Annotated in this window: 16 protein-coding genes; 5 read left to right on the forward strand and 11 right to left on the reverse strand. The window is 54.3% G+C overall.

What is annotated here, in order from left to right; genetic code table 11:
- Nucleotides 1–80: 80 nt before the first annotated feature.
- Nucleotides 81–1,772 (forward strand): DUF6138 family protein, encoded by a 1,692-nt coding sequence (locus SACSAC_RS18035; RefSeq protein WP_037288972.1) that lies wholly within the window; start codon nucleotides 81–83, stop codon nucleotides 1,770–1,772.
- A gap of 1 nt (nucleotide 1,773) precedes the next feature.
- Nucleotides 1,774–2,124: a hypothetical protein gene (locus SACSAC_RS18040; protein WP_037288974.1), complete on the forward strand. Its 351-nt coding sequence runs from the start codon at nucleotides 1,774–1,776 to the stop codon at nucleotides 2,122–2,124.
- A gap of 68 nt (nucleotides 2,125–2,192) precedes the next feature.
- On the opposite strand, the gene SACSAC_RS18045 is transcribed toward SACSAC_RS18040, so the two are convergent.
- On the reverse strand, nucleotides 2,193–3,722 hold the full coding sequence (locus SACSAC_RS18045) for an MDR family MFS transporter (protein ID WP_037288976.1): 1,530 nt from the start codon (nucleotides 3,720–3,722) through the stop codon (nucleotides 2,193–2,195).
- Between the two features lie 246 nt (nucleotides 3,723–3,968).
- Here SACSAC_RS18045 and SACSAC_RS18050 point away from each other — a divergent pair, with 246 nt between their 5' ends.
- On the forward strand, nucleotides 3,969–4,463 hold the full coding sequence (locus SACSAC_RS18050; RefSeq protein ID WP_037288979.1) for a hypothetical protein: 495 nt from the start codon (nucleotides 3,969–3,971) through the stop codon (nucleotides 4,461–4,463).
- A 32-nt stretch (nucleotides 4,464–4,495) separates the two neighbouring features.
- Here SACSAC_RS18050 and SACSAC_RS18055 read toward each other — a convergent pair whose 3' ends face one another.
- A complete protein-coding gene (locus SACSAC_RS18055; protein ID WP_037288982.1) occupies nucleotides 4,496–5,284 on the reverse strand; it encodes an SDR family oxidoreductase in 789 nt (262 codons plus the stop codon).
- A gap of 140 nt (nucleotides 5,285–5,424) precedes the next feature.
- On the opposite strand from SACSAC_RS18055, the gene SACSAC_RS18060 reads away from it, so the two are divergent.
- Nucleotides 5,425–5,976, forward strand: a complete 552-nt coding sequence (locus SACSAC_RS18060) for a helix-turn-helix domain-containing protein (protein ID WP_037288985.1) — start codon at nucleotides 5,425–5,427, stop codon at nucleotides 5,974–5,976.
- A 250-nt stretch (nucleotides 5,977–6,226) separates the two neighbouring features.
- Here the strand turns inward: SACSAC_RS18060 and SACSAC_RS18065 are convergent, their stop codons facing one another.
- The 6 genes from SACSAC_RS18065 to SACSAC_RS18090 all read right to left on the reverse strand — a co-directional run bounded on the left by SACSAC_RS18065 (nucleotide 6,227) and on the right by SACSAC_RS18090 (nucleotide 12,410).
- Entirely contained in the window at nucleotides 6,227–6,922 is a 696-nt protein-coding gene (locus SACSAC_RS18065; RefSeq protein ID WP_037288988.1) for a hypothetical protein, read from the reverse strand.
- Nucleotides 6,919–8,127, reverse strand: a complete 1,209-nt coding sequence (locus SACSAC_RS18070; protein WP_037288991.1) for a DUF418 domain-containing protein — start codon at nucleotides 8,125–8,127, stop codon at nucleotides 6,919–6,921. Before SACSAC_RS18070 ends, SACSAC_RS18065 begins: the two co-directional genes overlap by 4 nt.
- A 167-nt stretch (nucleotides 8,128–8,294) precedes the next feature.
- Nucleotides 8,295–8,717, reverse strand: coding sequence for a MaoC family dehydratase (locus SACSAC_RS18075; protein ID WP_037288994.1), 423 nt, complete (start codon nucleotides 8,715–8,717; stop codon nucleotides 8,295–8,297).
- A gap of 177 nt (nucleotides 8,718–8,894) precedes the next feature.
- Nucleotides 8,895–10,325 carry an NAD-dependent succinate-semialdehyde dehydrogenase gene (locus SACSAC_RS18080; RefSeq protein WP_084778182.1) on the reverse strand — a complete coding sequence of 477 codons (1,431 nt, stop codon included), beginning with the start codon at nucleotides 10,323–10,325 and terminating at the stop codon, nucleotides 8,895–8,897.
- Between the two features lie 127 nt (nucleotides 10,326–10,452).
- Nucleotides 10,453–11,622, reverse strand: a complete 1,170-nt coding sequence (locus tag SACSAC_RS18085) for a saccharopine dehydrogenase NADP-binding domain-containing protein (RefSeq protein ID WP_051507230.1) — start codon at nucleotides 11,620–11,622, stop codon at nucleotides 10,453–10,455.
- The gene (locus SACSAC_RS18090) at nucleotides 11,619–12,410 is read right to left on the reverse strand and encodes a class I SAM-dependent methyltransferase (protein ID WP_037288997.1); all 792 of its coding nucleotides are present in this window, start codon (nucleotides 12,408–12,410) and stop codon (nucleotides 11,619–11,621) included. The genes SACSAC_RS18085 and SACSAC_RS18090 overlap by 4 nt, the downstream gene beginning before the upstream one ends.
- 226 nt (nucleotides 12,411–12,636) lie before the next feature.
- On the opposite strand from SACSAC_RS18090, the gene SACSAC_RS18095 reads away from it, so the two are divergent.
- The gene (locus SACSAC_RS18095; protein WP_037288999.1) at nucleotides 12,637–13,725 is read left to right on the forward strand and encodes a helix-turn-helix transcriptional regulator; all 1,089 of its coding nucleotides are present in this window, start codon (nucleotides 12,637–12,639) and stop codon (nucleotides 13,723–13,725) included.
- Nucleotides 13,726–14,106: 381 nt separating this feature from the next.
- On the opposite strand, the gene SACSAC_RS18100 is transcribed toward SACSAC_RS18095, so the two are convergent.
- The 3 genes from SACSAC_RS18100 to SACSAC_RS18110 form a co-directional block, all read right to left on the reverse strand.
- Nucleotides 14,107–15,285 carry an acetoin utilization protein AcuC gene (locus SACSAC_RS18100; RefSeq protein ID WP_037289001.1) on the reverse strand — a complete coding sequence of 393 codons (1,179 nt, stop codon included), beginning with the start codon at nucleotides 15,283–15,285 and terminating at the stop codon, nucleotides 14,107–14,109.
- Nucleotides 15,286–15,304: 19 nt separating this feature from the next.
- A complete protein-coding gene (locus tag SACSAC_RS18105; RefSeq protein WP_037293164.1) occupies nucleotides 15,305–15,937 on the reverse strand; it encodes a GNAT family N-acetyltransferase in 633 nt (210 codons plus the stop codon).
- Between the two features lie 272 nt (nucleotides 15,938–16,209).
- Nucleotides 16,210–16,569, reverse strand: coding sequence for a DUF3502 domain-containing protein (locus tag SACSAC_RS18110; protein WP_037289003.1), 360 nt, complete (start codon nucleotides 16,567–16,569; stop codon nucleotides 16,210–16,212).
- Nucleotides 16,570–16,875 lie beyond the last annotated feature (306 nt).

Consider the following 16,875-nt stretch of genomic DNA (forward strand, 5'->3'; position numbering starts at 1 on the left):
GCTTTTGTGCAAAATTCCAAATGACCTATTTTCCTTTCTTTGTAAAGGATTTAAGAAAATGCGCAAGGAGGAAAATGTCGATGTCGAATCTTTCCGATCAACTGCTAGAAGACATCTGGGAACAACTCCGCCCTATTTACGCACGCGAACGGCAGCGTCTGGATGAAGTAAACGAATGGAGCCCTCTTCAGGCCGGCGTATTTAATTATTTGAAAATAAGCCGTCTGACGCCGAAATGGGGCAAAACGCCGTACCGCTTATCGATTGATGTGTATGAACCTTTTTCATGGAGCGATAATTCTTACAAGTTTGAGCTTGACCCCTACATCGAAGACATCACCGAAGACATGCTGCATGATGAATTTTGGCCCGCCTTGTTGAAAAAAGTAAACGAGCTGCGTCTGTCGGATGAGATGGGCTCGCACTTTTTCGACTATCGGTTTGAGCTTGTTGTGGATTTTCAAAGGGAGTCCTCTGTTTCATCGTCCAAGCTGACCGCTACTTTAATGGATGAGGCGAAGCTTGCCAAGTTGCAAGAAACGTTGGCGCATTTTATTGAAACAAAAGTGTTATCCGAGCTTCCTGCGCGTCCGAAGGCCAAAGATTACTTCTTTTTCTCCCGACTGCTCGTGAATCCCGATCTGCTGCCGGAAGGAAGGCTTGCTCCCGATCCGCAACAGCTCGAAGCGCTGTCGCTCAGCCTGAGCCGCAAGCTCAAAGAAACCCCCGAGCGTCTGGCCGAATGGAAGCGCGAGTATGCCCACGCGCTGAAAGGATGGGCCGAAGAGCAATTTTTGCCGCTTTATTTCGACGAGACGGACGAATATCCGCTGCGCTTCCGCGTCAAACCAAGCATCGAACAGCCGACACTCCATTCGGATGTCTTGAACTTTTTCCTCTATACGGCGCTTCAGGTCGGTCACGACGATCCGCAGCTTCGACTGTCCTATCTTCGTTACGCGTCCGATCTGGGTTCAGATACGGCAGCGCGTTATTTGAAGACCGGAAGCGGCAATATGGAAAGTTTGCGCAAAGGAAGTTATTTTCAAGGAAAAGCGAATGACGTACTTCAGACCATCGAATTGAATCTGAGTGTCGAGGAAGAACAAGCGTATTCGGAAGCTCTGACTTATCTATGCGATCTGATGCGCCAGGGATTCCCTAAAGCCTACGCCTTGAAACTGAAAAGCACCGAAAAGCAGTGGCTGCCGCTTAAAAAGCTCGCCAAGTCGCCCCTGCATCGATTCTTCGCCAATGCTCTGCAATACCCGTCACTGTTCCCGGTCATCGCCGAATACGCGGCTTTGGTCATGGAAGAGTTCGCCTGGTACGGAGATGTCGAAGCAGGCGAAAAGTCGGTGATGCCAGGAACCTACGCGGTGCTTGGGCTCGGTCTGCATAGTGAGGATTACGATTCGCTGCTCGTTCGGTACATGCAGCTTGTCGATACCGAGCACCAATCGGCGCATGACGATTATGCGGGCTCATTCGCTTCCGTAAGAGGGGTGAATGAACGTACGTTACCGATCTTGATTTCGATTGTGCTTGGCGGCGGTCAGAGTGCGCGTCCGATTAAGGACTCGCTGATCGATACACCCGAGCTGGCTCGTCAGTTGTCCGCGCAGCTTCTTCCGCTAGAAGATCATGAACGGGAGCTTGTGATCTATCGATTGTTCGGAGGTCACGACAAGCTGGCGCGCAGCATTAAGAAAGCCGAACCGGATATGGCGGCGGCGCTTGAGTCGGTCACGCTCGGTAAAGGAAGGTCATAGAATGAAAAAAAGAATATTAACCCTTGCCGCCTGCATGCTGCTTTTTACCCTGCTGGTCTCTGTGTCAGCCCCTTCGCAAAGCTTCGCTTTCGAAGTCGATGCCGCAACCAAACAAAGGCTTGCCGAACAATACGGCCTGGATGAACCGTCAGAAGCCGAACTTCCTTTTTATGCTAATTTCGGCAGCACGCTGCCTTACGTATCCGGGCATATCGACGACTCGGGTATTTATTTTGACGATTTGCGCGGGGTTGCGCATATGCTCGGCGTTTTCTCCATAATCGAGTATGCGCCTCTGCCGATCTGTACTCGGAATTTCATTGGGTTTCTCGCAAACTTCTCGGAAAGCTAACCCTGTAGAGCAAAGAAAGGCTGTCCCCGTCGCCGAACGCAGCGGGAACAGCCTTTTTCAGCTTTAGCTTATGAACGAGAAGCGTCTGGCTGCTGCGCTCCGTTCGATTCTTCCGCGCCCGCCTTCGCATTGCCCATAAAAGCAATCGCGACGGCCGCCAAAGCAATCGGGATCAGCGCGAACAGGAACATCGAAGTAATCGAATCGGACATGGCGTTCACGATCTTATCCAGAATGTCCGGCGGGATCTGCGAGCGCACGTCGGACTGGAAGACGCTGCGAAGGTCTCCGCCCGCGAAGCCTCCCGCTTCCTGCCCGGCAAAAGCATCCTTCAAACGGCTTGCCAATACGCTGCTTTGGATCGCGCCGAAAATCGTAATCCCAAGCGTCATGCCGAACGAACGCAGGAACGAGTTGGTGGAGTTCGCCGTTCCCCGGTACTGAGGCTCCAGATTGTGCATCGAAGCCGTCGGCAGCATGGAAAAAGAGAATCCGACGCCGAAACCGGCCAGAACCATATAGATCGTAAGCAGGACGCGCGATGTGTCTGGCGACATGAACGCGAGCAATGCCATCCCCGCGAAGAACGAAATCACGGATACGGTCATCAGGCGGCGGAACGGGATTTTAGTCTGGAAAATACCGCCGAGCGCGCTGCCCGCTACCGAGCCCAGCATCATCGGAGTCAGGATCAATCCCGCATTGGTCGCCGAACCGCCGTAAACGGCTTGCACGAACAGCGGAATATAAACCGTGAGAATGATGAACGTCGCGCCGTACAGGAAAGCCAATACCTGCGACGACGCAAATAACCGGCGCTTGAACAACCAGAACGGCAGAATCGGATCAGCCGCTTTGCGCTCGACGAGCACGAAGGCGATAAAGAACACGGCAAAGGCTGCAAACAACCCAAGAATCGCAATCGAATTCCACGCGTAACCGTCCGAGCCGCCCAGCTCCAGCGCGAACATCAGCGCCACGATGGACACGACAAGCGTAACCGCGCCCGCCCAGTCGATCTGCTGCTTGCGATGCACAGCCGATTCTTTGTAGAAGCCGATGATGAAGAACAGAGCCAGCACGCCCAGCGGCACATTCACGTAGAAGACCCAGTGCCAGCTGATCGCTTCCGTGATATAAGCGCCGAGCAGCGGTCCCAGTACGCTGGACAGACCGAATACCGCGCCGAGCATCCCGGTCATTTTGCCGCGTTTTTCAGGCGGGAACATGTCGAAGATGATCGTGAAGGCGATCGGCATCAGCGCTCCGCCGCCTATACCTTGAATCGCGCGGAACAAGCTAAGCTGCGTCATTGTCTGGGCAAGCCCGCAAAGTGCGGAACCCAGTAAAAATACAATCAACCCGAACACGAAAAATCGCTTGCGCCCGTACATATCCGACAATTTGCCGAAGATCGGCATCCCTGCCATCGTAGCGACCATATACGCGGACGTGACCCAAACGAATTGGTCCAATCCTCCAAGATCCGCAACAATGGTTCCCATCGCCGTCGCGACGATCGTATTGTCCATCGCCGCCATCAAGATGCTGAGCAGCAGTCCCGCGACCACCCATTTCGTATTTGCTTGATTACTCATTGCGCGCACCAACCTTTTTTTCTTGTCATGATCTTATTCGTCAATAAAGCATCTGTTGAAGCTTGAACCAAACCTACTAAATCCTAAATGACCGGCGAGTCATTGTCAAGAATTTTTTATGTAAAATTAGGCATACTTATGATAGAAGTATCCTCGCGCTTACTGATTTGCTTCTGCAAAAATGTTCCTTCTCCTGTATAATAAGCCTCAAAGCGATTTGGCTACCCTACTTGAAGGAGGTTTATCATGAGCCGTATTGATTTGGAAAAAGAAGACCGATTCAATGAAAAATTCGACGAGCGGCGAAATTCCGATCCTTATGCTCCTCGCGATCCGTATCATTCCGACGTTCGTTACGATTCGAGACCCGGACCCTATGATGCTTATCCGCCGCCCTACCCGCACGGAAGTCCCGAACCGCGTCCTTACCGTTACCGAATGGCTCTGTCCGGATTTATTCTCGGCTTATTCGGCGCGCTGGTTCCGGCTTCGATCTGGCTGCAGTTCGGGATCGATAGCCGAAACGAGACGCTTGGCGCAATGTCTCTGCTCCTGCTTCCTCTAGCGGGTCTCTGCGCGGTTATCGGACTGATTCTGTCGATTATCTCGGTACGCAGTTCACGCGGTGCAAAATACGCGATTGCGGGCATCTGCCTCAGCATTTTGTCTTTTCTGATCTTCGGCACTTTCTTTATGGTGATCCTTTTCTTCTCGGTGTCGATATTAAGGAGCATCTCATGAATTCGTTTTACCCGGAAATTTTGATTCGAGGATCATAAGGCTTTCACAGAGCCGCCGTCCACTAGGAGGGCCTGGCCGGTGGAGTAGGTGTTGGCGAAGGAGCCGTAGAACGCTACGACGCGGCCGAATTCGTCCGGTTGTCCCAAGCGGCCTAGCGGGATCGAACGTTCGCTAGCTTGACGGACTTCGTCCAAGGATCGGCCTGTTTTTTTCGCGTCGGCTTCGTCCAGTTCCTGAATACGATCCGTGGCGATTCGGCCGGGAGCTACGGTGTTGATTAAAATGCCGTCAGGCGCGAGTTCGGTGGCCAGAGTCTTCGTAAGCGCATGAACGCCCGCACGGAAGACGTTCGACAAGATGAGGCCGTCTATAGGCTGTTTGATCGAGGTTGACGTCAGATTGACGATTCGACCGCCGCCTGCTTTTCGCATATGCGGCAAAGCTTCGCGGATCATGCGGATCGTACCGAGCAGGTTCAATTCGTAAGCGGCTTGCCAGTCGTTGTCCGACATGTCGTCGAAACGCCCTCCTTTGGGGCCTCCGGCATTGCAGACCAATACATCCAGACCGCCAAAACGCTCCGCGGCTTCGCGAATGGCGCGCTGCACGTCGTCCGCTTTTCCCGCGTCCATCACCACGGTCGCAACTTCGACGCCCGTTGCTTCTCCGATCGCGCGCTTCGCCTCCGACAATCGTTCCTCGCTTCGACTGGCAATCGTGACGTTAGCGCCTTCTCGCGCAAATTCCAGCGCCGAGGCGCGCCCGAGACCTTTGCTTGCCGCAGCCACGAACACCGATTTTCCTTTGAGTCCCAAATCCATTTTCCAACCTCCTTATTTTCTCTTCGTCCTTCTTCTATTATACCCAACTACCGAACGCGGTCAGCGCGCTTGCCTTTGCTTCTTGGCTGGCGAACGAGCGAAAATCTTGGTAGGATAATGACACGAAAGGAGCGATGAAGATGGATCTGGGTTCCAATATCCGTACCATACGCAAACGCAAAGGCATCACCATCGCTTCGATTTGCGCCGCTACCGGCCTGTCGCAAGGGTTCATGAGCCAGGTGGAAAACGACAAAACGTCGCCGTCCATCGCCACGCTCGAACAGATTGCCCAAGCTTTGGACGTGCCTTTGGCTTATTTGTTATTGAAAAAAGAAGAACGGATGCAGGTCGTCCGCAAAGAAGAACGACGCCGGACATCCGGGGGGACGGAGCAGGTTGATATCTCGCATATCGGGCGTACGCCGCATCTGCGTATGACATTGATCGACCTGGCTCCAGGCGCCTCGTCAGGCGATACTCCCCATGCCCACGAAGGCGAAGAAATTCATATGATCGTCAGCGGATCGGTCACGGCGCAGCAAGGCGAAGACGTCTATGATTTGCACGAGGGCGATACGTTCAGTTGGAATGCCTGCGTTCCGCACCGGGTCTGGAACGATAGCGACAAGCCTGCCGTTGTGTTGATCGCAGTGTATACGGATTCCAAGCGGGACGCTGAACCGATCTGACCCTTCCCCTCTGGCAGCATAGGCCAAAAAAGCGCATCGCAGGAATGATCCTGCTCGATGCGCTTTTTGTTTTAGGGCGTGTACGCAAACTCCGCCAGGAGCAGATTGAGCTGAATTTTCGTTCTCGGCAAGGAATTTTTCCGAAGGCGTGCCGGGGCACGTCAAGGGAAAATGACGCGGCTGAGGACGAAAAGGCAGGTCAAGATGCATGGCGTTGAGTTTGCGTACACGCCCTAACCTGACCTGTTTCTCAACGCCGTCCGACCAACATCTTTCCTTTTTGAAAAACGACAGAATAACCCAGCTTGTACAGCTCCGCGTAGGGACGCAACGGGTCGCTCGTCGACTCCAATCCTCGGTACCTTGGCCATTGCAGATAATAAGACAGCCAATAATCGCAGCCGATCGAGTAATACGCTTCGTTTAATATTTCGATCGGTTCCGTAAAATCCGTATGTGCGGAAATGACATCGGTCAGCGTTTCGTAAACGATGCTCCCCAGATTATCTTCGGCAACAAAATTAGCAAAGATCGGAGCGATGTCTCCCGGTGCAAGAACGTCGATCGCGGAAATACTCGCAAGCGTCCGTGACGCCTTCCGCGATTGCTCCGGTCCAACGGCGAATAGGCGAAGCAAACCCTCGATCAGTTCGCCGCCGAGCGCTCGAATATGCGCCTCGGTCGCCTCGCCTCGCCCTCCGTTAAAATACCCCGGCACCGCTTCTCCTTCGAAATCCGAAGCATCCAGCATCTCGTAAATCGGACGGATACGAGCCAACAACGCTTCTCCATGCTCAAGAGGTTCAAACACCTTCTCCACGCCTTGTCCCCCCGGCATAAACGACTGGAAGTAACCATACAGTTCTTCTTCCGTCACGCCGTCTTCGCCGTAAGGCTCTTCTCCGATTAGGCCCAGTACATACAAGCCGTATTCCTGCTGATTCATGAAGTCCCGTCACTCTCCTTCTGACTTTTCTTAAACGGCGTAAGTTCCAGATTCGTCCCGGCTCTCCACAACCATTCGAACGGCCCGTAGAGGAAACGGCGAAGCCAATAATGACTGGCGATCATCTGCAAAGCGAAAAAGGCGATTCCGATCGGGACCACGGCCGCCATAGGCAGGCTTCCGATCACGCCGAGCGAAGCAAAGATCCCTTCGCCCGGTGCCTTGAACAAGCTAACAAATACAAGAGATTGCATCAAATAGTTTGTAAACGCCATGCGCCCTACAGCCCGGAACGGTTCCAGCAATCGCGCAGTGCGCGAGCCTTCGCGTCCGGCCAATCCGATAATCAGCAGCACGGCACCGATCGTCACGGCAAAGCAAGCTACCGGATGCAACGTCGTGATCCAGTTATTGTTCCACTCGCTGCTATACAGATACTTGCCGGTCCAGCCAAGCAACAGAAGTCCCGCGCCCAGCGCAGACGCCAAGATCGGATGCTTCGGCAGGCGAGTGAACAGCCCGCTGCGGTAAGCATACATACCGAACAAGAAGAAGGTCAAATGCTCGACCGCCAATACCAACTCGCCGAATCCGGTAGACAAATACGGGCTGGAAAAAAAGGCTTCTTGATTCGGAATCAGCGCTACGCCGTTATAGAGCCAGGAAGCCGGCGATACTGTCTGAAGCGCGGAAGATAGCCCCTCTCCCATCACCGTTTGAATTTCATACGCCGTAACCAGGAACAACACAATCCCCGACAGCAGCAAGACAGGCTTCGGCATCCATAGGAACAGCATGAGCATAAAGCCGTCCAGCGCGTACATAAACAGAATGTCGCCGTTCCAGACCGCAAATACATGCAGTGATCCGAATAAGAGCAGCATCAGCATTCGGCGCAGCAGCATCGGATACGGCCTGCGGCCTTTGCGGACAGCCGCGTCGAAGATCAGCATCATGCTGATTCCGAACATGAACGAGAACAGCGGTCTGGCACTGTTGCCGAATAATACGTCAATCGCTTTCCACAGAAAATTGCCGATGACATCGCCCTCATCAAGCGAAGCACCGGTCAAATGAGAAAGATTGCACATAAATATAGCGAACAAAGCGATACCGCGAAGCTGGTCTAGCACGTTAATGCGTCCGTTCGGCGTACCGGCTGCCGCTTTCAAATGGAGATCGGATGCTGCCTCAGGCGTCGTCATGGGAAGATCAAACCTTTCTCTGTCAAAGACCGCCGAGCGGCCGATGGGTGATGTAGAATTACCTTTTCCCATTGTAGAGGCGGCAAGCCGGCGACTCCTCCTTCGAAAAATACAATTGAATGACAAGTTTGTTACGCCTAGAGGAATATATTCCCATTTATTGATAGTTATTTATCAATCAACGCCGACAGTTCTCCGCTGAAGACCTTTTCGTTTTTGCCGTTATACGTAGATAAAAGAACTGTAACGATTCCGCTGCGGCGCTTCTCTTCAAGACCAATGACTTCCGCTTCTACGCGAAGCTCGTCATCCGGGTAAACGGGCTTAATAAAACGAATATCATTCATGGCCGTGCCCGCTACGACCTCTTCCCCGTACGCTCCCGTCTCGACCCACAACTTGAACGATACCGCCATCGTCTGGATTCCTGAAGCAATGATTCCCCGAAATCTCCCCGCATTGGCTTTCTCTTCATCCAAATGCATGTATTGCGGATCGTATACGGAAGCAAATTCCATAATACTTTCTTTGCTTAACGTGATTGAAGCCGTTTTAAAAACATGTCCAAGCGTAAATTCTTCAAATTTCATAACAAGTTACCTCCGAGTCGATAGATTTCGTTAAAGATACAAAGTGAAGCAACAGCAAAAAAGCCGTTCCGCAGGGAAACGGCTTTAACTTGATCCTTGCGTCTGTCGATGTCGCCGTATATTCATTATCATACGCGCGAAAACGCCAAGCAAACAAGCCTAACGTTCATTGTCCTTTTATAAACCCAACGAAATATACTTCACTTCCAAATACTCCTCAATCCCGTAACGCCCGCCTTCGCGTCCTACGCCGCTTTCCTTGAAGCCTCCGAACGGAGCTTGAGCAGTCGACGGCAGAGGATCGTTCAGGCCGATGATTCCGAATTCAAGCCGCTCGGCAATCTGTACGGCTTCGTTGATCTGTTCGGTAAATACATAAGCGGCCAGACCGTAGGGACTGCCGTTCGCCCGTTCAATAGCTTCGTCGATCGTACGGAACGTCGTTACCGGAGCGAGCGGACCGAAAGTCTCTTCGTTCATGCAGACCATATCGTCTGTTACGTCGGCAATCAGCGTCGGCTGCACGAAATGTCCATTGCCCAAACCAGTGACGCGTTCGCCTCCGACAAGCACGCGAGCTCCTTTGGAACGGGCGTCTTCGATCTGCGCCAGCACTTTGTCCACGGCCGCGGCATTGATTAATGGGCCGATATCCGTTTCTTCATTTAATCCGTTGCCGACTTTAAGCTCCGCTACTTTGTCCGCGGCAAGCTGAACGAATCGATCCGCTACCTTCTCGTGCACGTAGATCCGATTCGTACAGACGCAGGTCTGCCCGCCGTTGCGGAATTTGGAATCGATCATGCCGTCTACGGCTTTGCGCAGGTCGGCATGTTCGGTCACGATAAACGGCGCATGTCCGCCAAGTTCGAGCGATAGCTTTTTCATGGTGTCGGCGGCGCCTTTCATCAGTTCTTTGCCGATCCGGGTCGACCCGGTAAACGACAATTTGCGCACGCGCGGGTCCCGCTGCCAAACGCCTCCGATTTCGCCGGGATCGCCCGTGACGATATTTACGACTCCGGCCGGAATGCCTGCTTCTTCCGCCAGTTCCGCCAGACGCAAAGCCGTAAAAGGCGTTTCCTCCGACGGTTTGATCACGACCGTACAGCCTGCCGCCAAAGCGGGGGCCGCTTTGCGCGTGATCATCGAAGCCGGGAAATTCCACGGCGTGATAAGGGCGGCTACGCCGACGGGCTGCTTGGTTACCCAGATGCGTTTATCGGTCGCGGAAGCAGGAATGGTCTCCCCGTACACCCGCTTGCCTTCTTCGGCATACCATTGAATAAAGCTGTTGGCATAATCGATCTCGCCTGCGGCTTCTTTCAGCGGCTTCCCTTGCTCAAGCGTCATGATCTCGGCAAGTTCTTCCCGATGTTCCGCGATCAACGCATGCCACTTGAGCAGCAGCGCGCTGCGTTCGTTTGCAGGTAGAGCCGACCATTTCGAAAAAGCTTGATGCGCCGCATCGACCGCTGCTTGCGCATCCGCTTCCGTGGCTCGGGCGATATCGCCGATCCGCTCTCCGTTCGCGGGATTGCGGACTTCCATATGTTCGTTCGCGTCTTTCCACGAGCTTCCGATCCGTAACTTTCCTTGCTTATTCACTGGGCATCCGTCCCTTCGTTCTTCCTAAAAAGGCTTGCTGACAAAAGCGGGGTTCAGCAGGTTTCTGCCGAACCCCTTCTCTATTCATATACCCAACGAAGTCATCGACCCACCGACAAACACGGGGCTATCGACTTTCTGCAGAATTGTGCACCTGCTTCGCAGCCGAAACCTCCGGTATTTCGAAAGACAGGTTCGCTTCCAGCTCCGATGCCGACTCCGTTCGCACAGCCGACCAGACGGAATCCGCGTCCAATAGTTCTTCCAGATGCACCACGCCCCGCAGTTCGGGCCGAGCAAGCAGCATTTCGGCCGTATGGGCGGCGACGCGCGCGGTCATATCCGACTGGCGAATTCCGCGAATCGTGCATCCCGATTCAGCCAAGCGCCCGTTACTGCGGCCGTAGGCGACGACACGAACCGCAAATTGCTCGCTGCCCGCATGCAACGCTCCAGCGAGTTTGACCGATAGTGCTCGCATAGGCGGCCAACGCAGCAAGCGAAAGACTCCCAGACGCCGCAGCCCCGCCGCAGCCCGGGCAACGCCGTTTACGTCAAAACCGAGCCGGGTCGATACATCGGATACGCGGAGCGTTCCGGGCAAAGTTCGCTGATCCGAAAACGGAAAACGATAAACCCGTTTTCGTCCAAGTTTACCGCCGAATTCAGCTGTAATCCCGTCGGTCATCGAACGCGCTTTGCGCAGCCGATCCGCTTCCGCGACTTCGAAGTCCGCTCCCATGGAATCGATCGTCCATTCGACCGCGGCCTTGCCATGATGCTCGCCAAGCCCCAACATTAATGAAATCTCGATTCGATCCGTCTCATCCAGTGCGGCAGCCGCTTTGGCCGCAAGAAGATTGGTCAACCCCGGCGCTAGCCCTACGCTGAGAACCGCAGCAGCTTTGGGTGAAGGCACGGCAAGTCTGCCCGCCTTCAACAAAAAATCGACTTTTGCCGTTATATCCATATAATGCGTGCCTTCTTCCAAACACTGCTCGACAAGACCCGGTTCGTCCTGATCGAGACACATGACAATGAGCGCAATAGAGGACAAATCTCTTTTGGATGCATCCGAACCTACAGCCCATTGCATCGGTTTTACGCGTCCGTCAGTTTCTTCCGAGAAACGCTGCGCCGACCGCAAGCTGCGGCCTGCCGCATACACGCGTCCAGGGAATTGATTCGCCAACTGCATGGATATCGTCCGGCCGACGCTTCCATAGCCGCCGATTACTACGATATCCGTTTTCCCAAGCGATAAAGCTGTGCCATTGGATCGTTGAATGTGATTCATGCTTCTCCCTCCTCTTTTTTGAATGCCAACCAGCCGTCGATCAAAAACGCTCCGAAATACCGCTCCGCATGACAGAATCCGCATTCTTCCAATAGCTGCTCGACTACCGAAGACGGAATCGGGTCGGATTGGGGACCCAGCGAAGTCGCAAAGCGAAGCCAATCTTCTTCCGTAATTCCTTGGCTCAGCATATGGGCCCGCCAAGCTTCCATCACGATCGGATACACGGGTGAGTCAAAATCCGCATTCAGCGAAGCAATCAGGAACGGAGCGCCCGGTTTCAATCGATCTGCGATAGCTTGCAGATGCTGCTTTTTCGCTTCGATTCCGCGCACAAAATGCAGGACAAGCATGCAAGCCGCGGCATCGTATTCCCGAGCGTCGAGTAATGGCAAATCTTCTCCCGCATGTTCAGAGCGCTCTTGGCGCCCGTCTTTCAGCTCGCCAAGCACCAGCCTGGTACGCGCAGCAATGCCGCTTTCCTCGATTCGCCGACGCGCTCGCTCCAGCATGACCGGAGAAGGGTCAACGCCCGTGAACGTCCACTGTGGTTCCTCAACTCCGAATGCCTCTAACTCCTGACCGCCGCCTGCACCCGCAATCAGCAGATGAGCGTCATGACCTTTCCCCTGATGCGTTGGATCAAGAGCGGCTCCAAGCAATTTGACGCCCATTTCATATAAATTCGCGTAGCCGGGAATTTTAGCGGCAATCGTCTCCGGGTACCGCGAAGCATGAGGATGGTTCCAATTCATGTTCGCTCCGGTTTGCTGTTCATTTATTGTCATCTTGCTTCCTCCTTCAAGCCCGTTTAAGGCTTCCCTATCGTTGTCGGGCTTGCGATCGATTGCATCTTATGCCGCCTTGCTTATCCAAAGTTTCAAGCAGCAGCATTGAAAAACCCCATTCGAATAACGGATAATGAAGGCAGCAGCTCCGAACTCTTTTCTATTATTTCGAAAGTCGGATGCGATGCCCATCCCAGAAATCAGGGGAATTGCAAGGAGGAAGGGTATGGAACAGCAAATCAGCCGCTTATCGGGCAAGTTGCACCGGGTTGCGGATAAACTTCCCTCCCCGCGCGCTTATCGCAGCGCTTGCCTGTCCCTTTTGGTTGGAGCCGTGCCGTTTGACGGCGCTTGCTTTACCGGAATAGACGGACATACCGGATTGAGTACCGGTTCGGTCACCGACGACATCGTCGAGGCGATTCATCCTCGCCTGTTCGACTACGAATATCGCGGCGAAGACGTCAATCGCTACGACGCTTTGGCCAAGGCGGAAGTACCCGCCGCTTCACTCGTTCTGGCTTGCGGCGGACAGCCCGAGACCAGTGCGCGTTACCGCGAGATCTTGTCCCCGGCCGGATTCGGGGATGAACTGCGCGCCGTTCTGACCGCACGCGGTCGGCGCTGCGGACATCTGTCGCTGCTCCGCACAGAAGACCGTCCTCCCTTTACGGAGGACGATGTGCGCCTCGTGGCGGCGCTGCTGCCGCAAATGGCCGCTTATCTGCGGCAAGCCTCGTTTTCCGAAGAAGACACGGAAAACGAAGCCGGGCAGCCGCTCCCCCTCCCGCACGAATCCGGCGTCTTCGTGCTGGCGGACGATCTGCGGCTGCTGGCCGCGAATCCCTCGGCCGAAAGCTGGCTCGCCGTGCTGCGCGGCGCCGAGCAGATCGGACCGGACGTCACGCCGCGTCCGGTCCGCGCGGTCTGCACCCGCGCCTTATCGCCGTCCGCGCAGGACGGCGATCACGCCGCAGGTGCCGCACGGGTCTGCGTCCCCGTGCCCGGCGGCGTCTACATCGGCATCCGCGCCAGCCGGATGCAAAGCACAGGCGGCGAGGTTCAACTAGCCGTCACCGTCGAGCGCGCAAGACCCGCCGACATTTTACCGGTTCTTGCCGAAAGCTTCGGTCTGACCGAACGCGAACGCGAGGTCGTGGATCGGGTTGTCCAGGGCCTCTCCGGCAAAGAAGCCGCGCTATCGCTGCATATGTCGGAGTACACGCTGCAAGATCACTTAAAATCCGTATTCCGCAAAACGGGAACCAAAAGTCGGCGAGAACTGGTCTGGCGGTTATATTCGCGGTTCAGCTGAGTTGTCGGGCAGATGGCGGATTGCCAACTTCCATGCTCGGCGAGAGCGCATAACGAAAAGCCCTGCCATCTCGCGTGATCGCGCAAATTGGCAGGGCTTTTCGCAGGGCGCGTGTTTCTGTGCATCAACTTCTCGGCAAGGAACTTTTCTGCAGGCGTGTCGGGGCAGCGCGAAAAGGCGGAAAAAGATACACGTTGGCAAGTTTGAAGATACGCTCTAGCAGCTTGACCCATCTGAATCAGACGGGCGTGACTTTACATTTAACTTGCCCAAGGTACTGGCTTCGATTGTTGACTTTTTGAACACATTTTTGCACGACGCATCATGGACTGCGATATGCCGTGCGTCTTATCCTTGTTTATCTTATTGCTCATTTTAATCTTACCGCAAATACATCGAAGCCAACTCCGCCGACCGGCGATTCGCGGCTTCGATCTCCGCCCTTCTCGGCATCGGTGCCCATTCCGACGTATCGTCCAGCCACGTCTCGGGCAGATCTTCCGGGCTTTCCGGTCCCCAGCGCGCCAACCATTCTTCCGGCAAACGCAAACGGGGATCGGCATCGATCTTTTGCAGCAGCGGATGGCCGCTCATTTCCATCCATAGCAGAGCCCAAGCCCTCGGCACGACGCGCCAAATGTCGTATCCGCCGCCGCCCAGCGCTACCCAGCGTCCGTTGCAATGCGTATGGGCGGCTTCATGCAGCATCTTCGGCATTCGGCGATAAATGTCCATGGAGCAATGCACGTGCGCGAGCGGATCAAGGGCATGCGCGTCGCATCCGTGCTGGCTGATAATGATATCCGGTTTCGCTTTGTGCAGCACGTCGTCCAGCACATTCCCGAAGCATTCCAACCAGGAAGCGTCTTCCGTATACGGCTCCATCGGCAGATTGACCGTGCAGCCGAACCCTTCGCCTTCGCCGCGCTGCTCGACCAATCCCGTGCCGGGAAACAAATATTTGCCCGTCTCGTGAATCGAGTACGTATACACATTCGGATCGCTGTAAAAAGACATCTCCACGCCGTCGCCGTGATGCACGTCGGTATCGACATACAGCACCCGCGCCCCGTACTCTTTTCGAATAAAAGAAATAGCGATCGAAGCGTCGTTATACACGCAAAATCCGGAACCGCGCTGCGGCATCGCATGATGAAGACCGCCGGCCAGATTCACGGCATGGCGCGCATCGCCGTCCATGACCAGCTTCGCCGCGCCGACCGTAGCCGCCGCGATGATCTCCGCACTCTGATGCATCCCCGGGAAAAACGGCGTATCTTCCGTATCCAAACCATATTTTTGCGCTTCGCCGATTTTTCGCCCATCCGGACGCAGCGCGCTTAACGCTTTGACGCTCTCCACATATTCCGGCACATGTACCGCATGCAGCAGCGCTTCGTCCAGACGACTGACCGATACGATCGCGGATTTGTTCGGAAAAGCGTTCGCCGACCGCAGCAAATCCCGCGTCAAGGTAATCCGGTGTTGATCGAACGGATGGTCTTTGTCGAATACGTAATTCAAAAAATTCGGGTGAAACATATATACGGCATCCTGCATGCTGCGGCTCCTTTCTTTTTCAGTACATGAACCGCTGCCGGAAACGAAGTCGGTCGAACGCTTCCATCGAAGACTGCGGCACATTCTTTCCTACGCGAACCATCAGGCAATTGGCAGGATGGCTGCAAATCTCGGGATCGTCCGTAGCAAACCAGACCATATCGACGTTTTTCATCAGGTTTTCCATCATTTTCCGGTAGTCCCAGACGCTAAGGCCCGTGCTGTCCAGATCCCAGTGCCAATAATACTCCGTGGTGAATACGATCGCGTTGTCGAGCTGTCCGCCGCGGAATGCGATTTCCAACAGCTTTTTGCTGATTCCCCGGCTTCTGTAATCGTTTGCAACTTCGATCGCGCCCAACTCGACCAAATCGTCCATGTTTCCTTCCGACCACAGTTCGTACTCGTCGGGATAATGGAACGTGACATAGCCGACCACGACATCTTCTTCTAATGCGGCGATGATTCGTCCTTCCGGCAGTTCCGCGATTTCGACCAGCGCTTCCTGCTGTTCGCTCGGGCGGCGAAACGCGTCAAGCTGCGGATGCAGCGTCAGCTTGCGCAATTGCTCGGACGGCAGCGGACCTCGAATAACCAGTTTCCTGTCGCTTTCGCCGATCGTTTCTTCGTGAAACACTTTGATATGCTCCATGCGGCCTCCTTTTCCCGAAACGGCATGTATTTGAAAAAGGCGGCCGCAGCAAGACGAAACGACGCTTGCACGCGAACGGTCCGCTTCTTCTTCGTTTATCATAGCGGTTTTACGCGTCGAACACCATCTTTCGAAATCGTAAAAACGAGCATAAAAAAAGCAGCAGGATTCGAACAGGAGTCTGCTCGATACTGCTGCCAAAGCATGCGATCCATTCGCCGTCCAGCGAAAGATTGAAGGTTTCCCGTGCACAACGGATAAACGTTCTTCCCTTACTGCGCCGCCCGCCAAGCTTCGAACTGCTTTTTGTATTCTTCCACGACTGTGTCCAGTCCTGCCGCTTTCATATTCTGGATCGCGCTCTCAAAACCGCTCTCGTAAGGTACCACGCCATACATCAACGGCAAAATGCTCGTTTGAAGCTCGGCCACGCTGTTGGCGTAAGCGCTGGCGACCGGGGTCGGATCGAAACTGAATCCGATCGTGACGCTGTTGACCGCGTCGTCGGCTACGGTCGTTCTGCGCTCTAGGCGCCCCGGATCGATCGTCGACGCGTAACGGTTCATTTCCACGTTGCCGAGCAGCCAGGTGGACAGCTCGTATTTCGGTCCGCCCGCGTCGGTGAAAGCCAACGTTTCTTTTTTGTTCTTGCCCGCGGCTTTCCGTAAACCATTTCCAGCGATCCGGTACCGTAAATCCTTGCGTCGTCATATCCTTTTTACCTCCCATGATTCATAACTGCTTTATGCTTACGGGAATTGTAGCATCGAACGAACGCAGGACCGATTTCACTTTTGGACAGTTCTTCTTTTTAAAGCCCTTCTTACGAATTCCCTCATAAGCAAAAGAAGAAAACGAATAATAGATGTGCTATACTACAGAAAATTGTAAGCGCTATATCTGTAAATGCATAACTTTGCGGTTTGAGCAGCAGCAGT

The sequence above is a fragment of the Saccharibacillus sacchari DSM 19268 genome (assembly GCF_000585395.1).
Lineage (GTDB): Bacteria > Bacillota > Bacilli > Paenibacillales > Paenibacillaceae > Saccharibacillus > Saccharibacillus sacchari.

Bases quoted from the DNA above. Each gene is read 5' to 3' on its own strand.
- SACSAC_RS18045 (WP_037288976.1), bottom strand. From the start codon at position 3,722: ATGAGTAATCAAGCAAATACGAAATGGGTGGTCGCGGGACTGCTGCTC.
- SACSAC_RS18070 (WP_037288991.1), bottom strand. From the start codon at position 8,127: ATGACGACGCCTGAGGCAGCATCCGATCTCCATTTGAAAGCGGCAGCC.
- SACSAC_RS18040 (WP_037288974.1), top strand. From the start codon at position 1,774: ATGAAAAAAAGAATATTAACCCTTGCCGCCTGCATGCTGCTTTTTACC.
- SACSAC_RS18035 (WP_037288972.1), top strand. From the start codon at position 81: ATGTCGAATCTTTCCGATCAACTGCTAGAAGACATCTGGGAACAACTC.
- SACSAC_RS18060 (WP_037288985.1), top strand. From the start codon at position 5,425: ATGGATCTGGGTTCCAATATCCGTACCATACGCAAACGCAAAGGCATC.
- SACSAC_RS18050 (WP_037288979.1), top strand. From the start codon at position 3,969: ATGAGCCGTATTGATTTGGAAAAAGAAGACCGATTCAATGAAAAATTC.
- SACSAC_RS18075 (WP_037288994.1), bottom strand. From the start codon at position 8,717: ATGAAATTTGAAGAATTTACGCTTGGACATGTTTTTAAAACGGCTTCA.
- SACSAC_RS18095 (WP_037288999.1), top strand. From the start codon at position 12,637: ATGGAACAGCAAATCAGCCGCTTATCGGGCAAGTTGCACCGGGTTGCG.
- SACSAC_RS18085 (WP_051507230.1), bottom strand. From the start codon at position 11,622: ATGAATCACATTCAACGATCCAATGGCACAGCTTTATCGCTTGGGAAA.
- SACSAC_RS18065 (WP_037288988.1), bottom strand. From the start codon at position 6,922: ATGAATCAGCAGGAATACGGCTTGTATGTACTGGGCCTAATCGGAGAA.
- SACSAC_RS18100 (WP_037289001.1), bottom strand. From the start codon at position 15,285: ATGCAGGATGCCGTATATATGTTTCACCCGAATTTTTTGAATTACGTA.
- SACSAC_RS18090 (WP_037288997.1), bottom strand. From the start codon at position 12,410: ATGACAATAAATGAACAGCAAACCGGAGCGAACATGAATTGGAACCAT.
- SACSAC_RS18055 (WP_037288982.1), bottom strand. From the start codon at position 5,284: ATGGATTTGGGACTCAAAGGAAAATCGGTGTTCGTGGCTGCGGCAAGC.
- SACSAC_RS18105 (WP_037293164.1), bottom strand. From the start codon at position 15,937: ATGGAGCATATCAAAGTGTTTCACGAAGAAACGATCGGCGAAAGCGAC.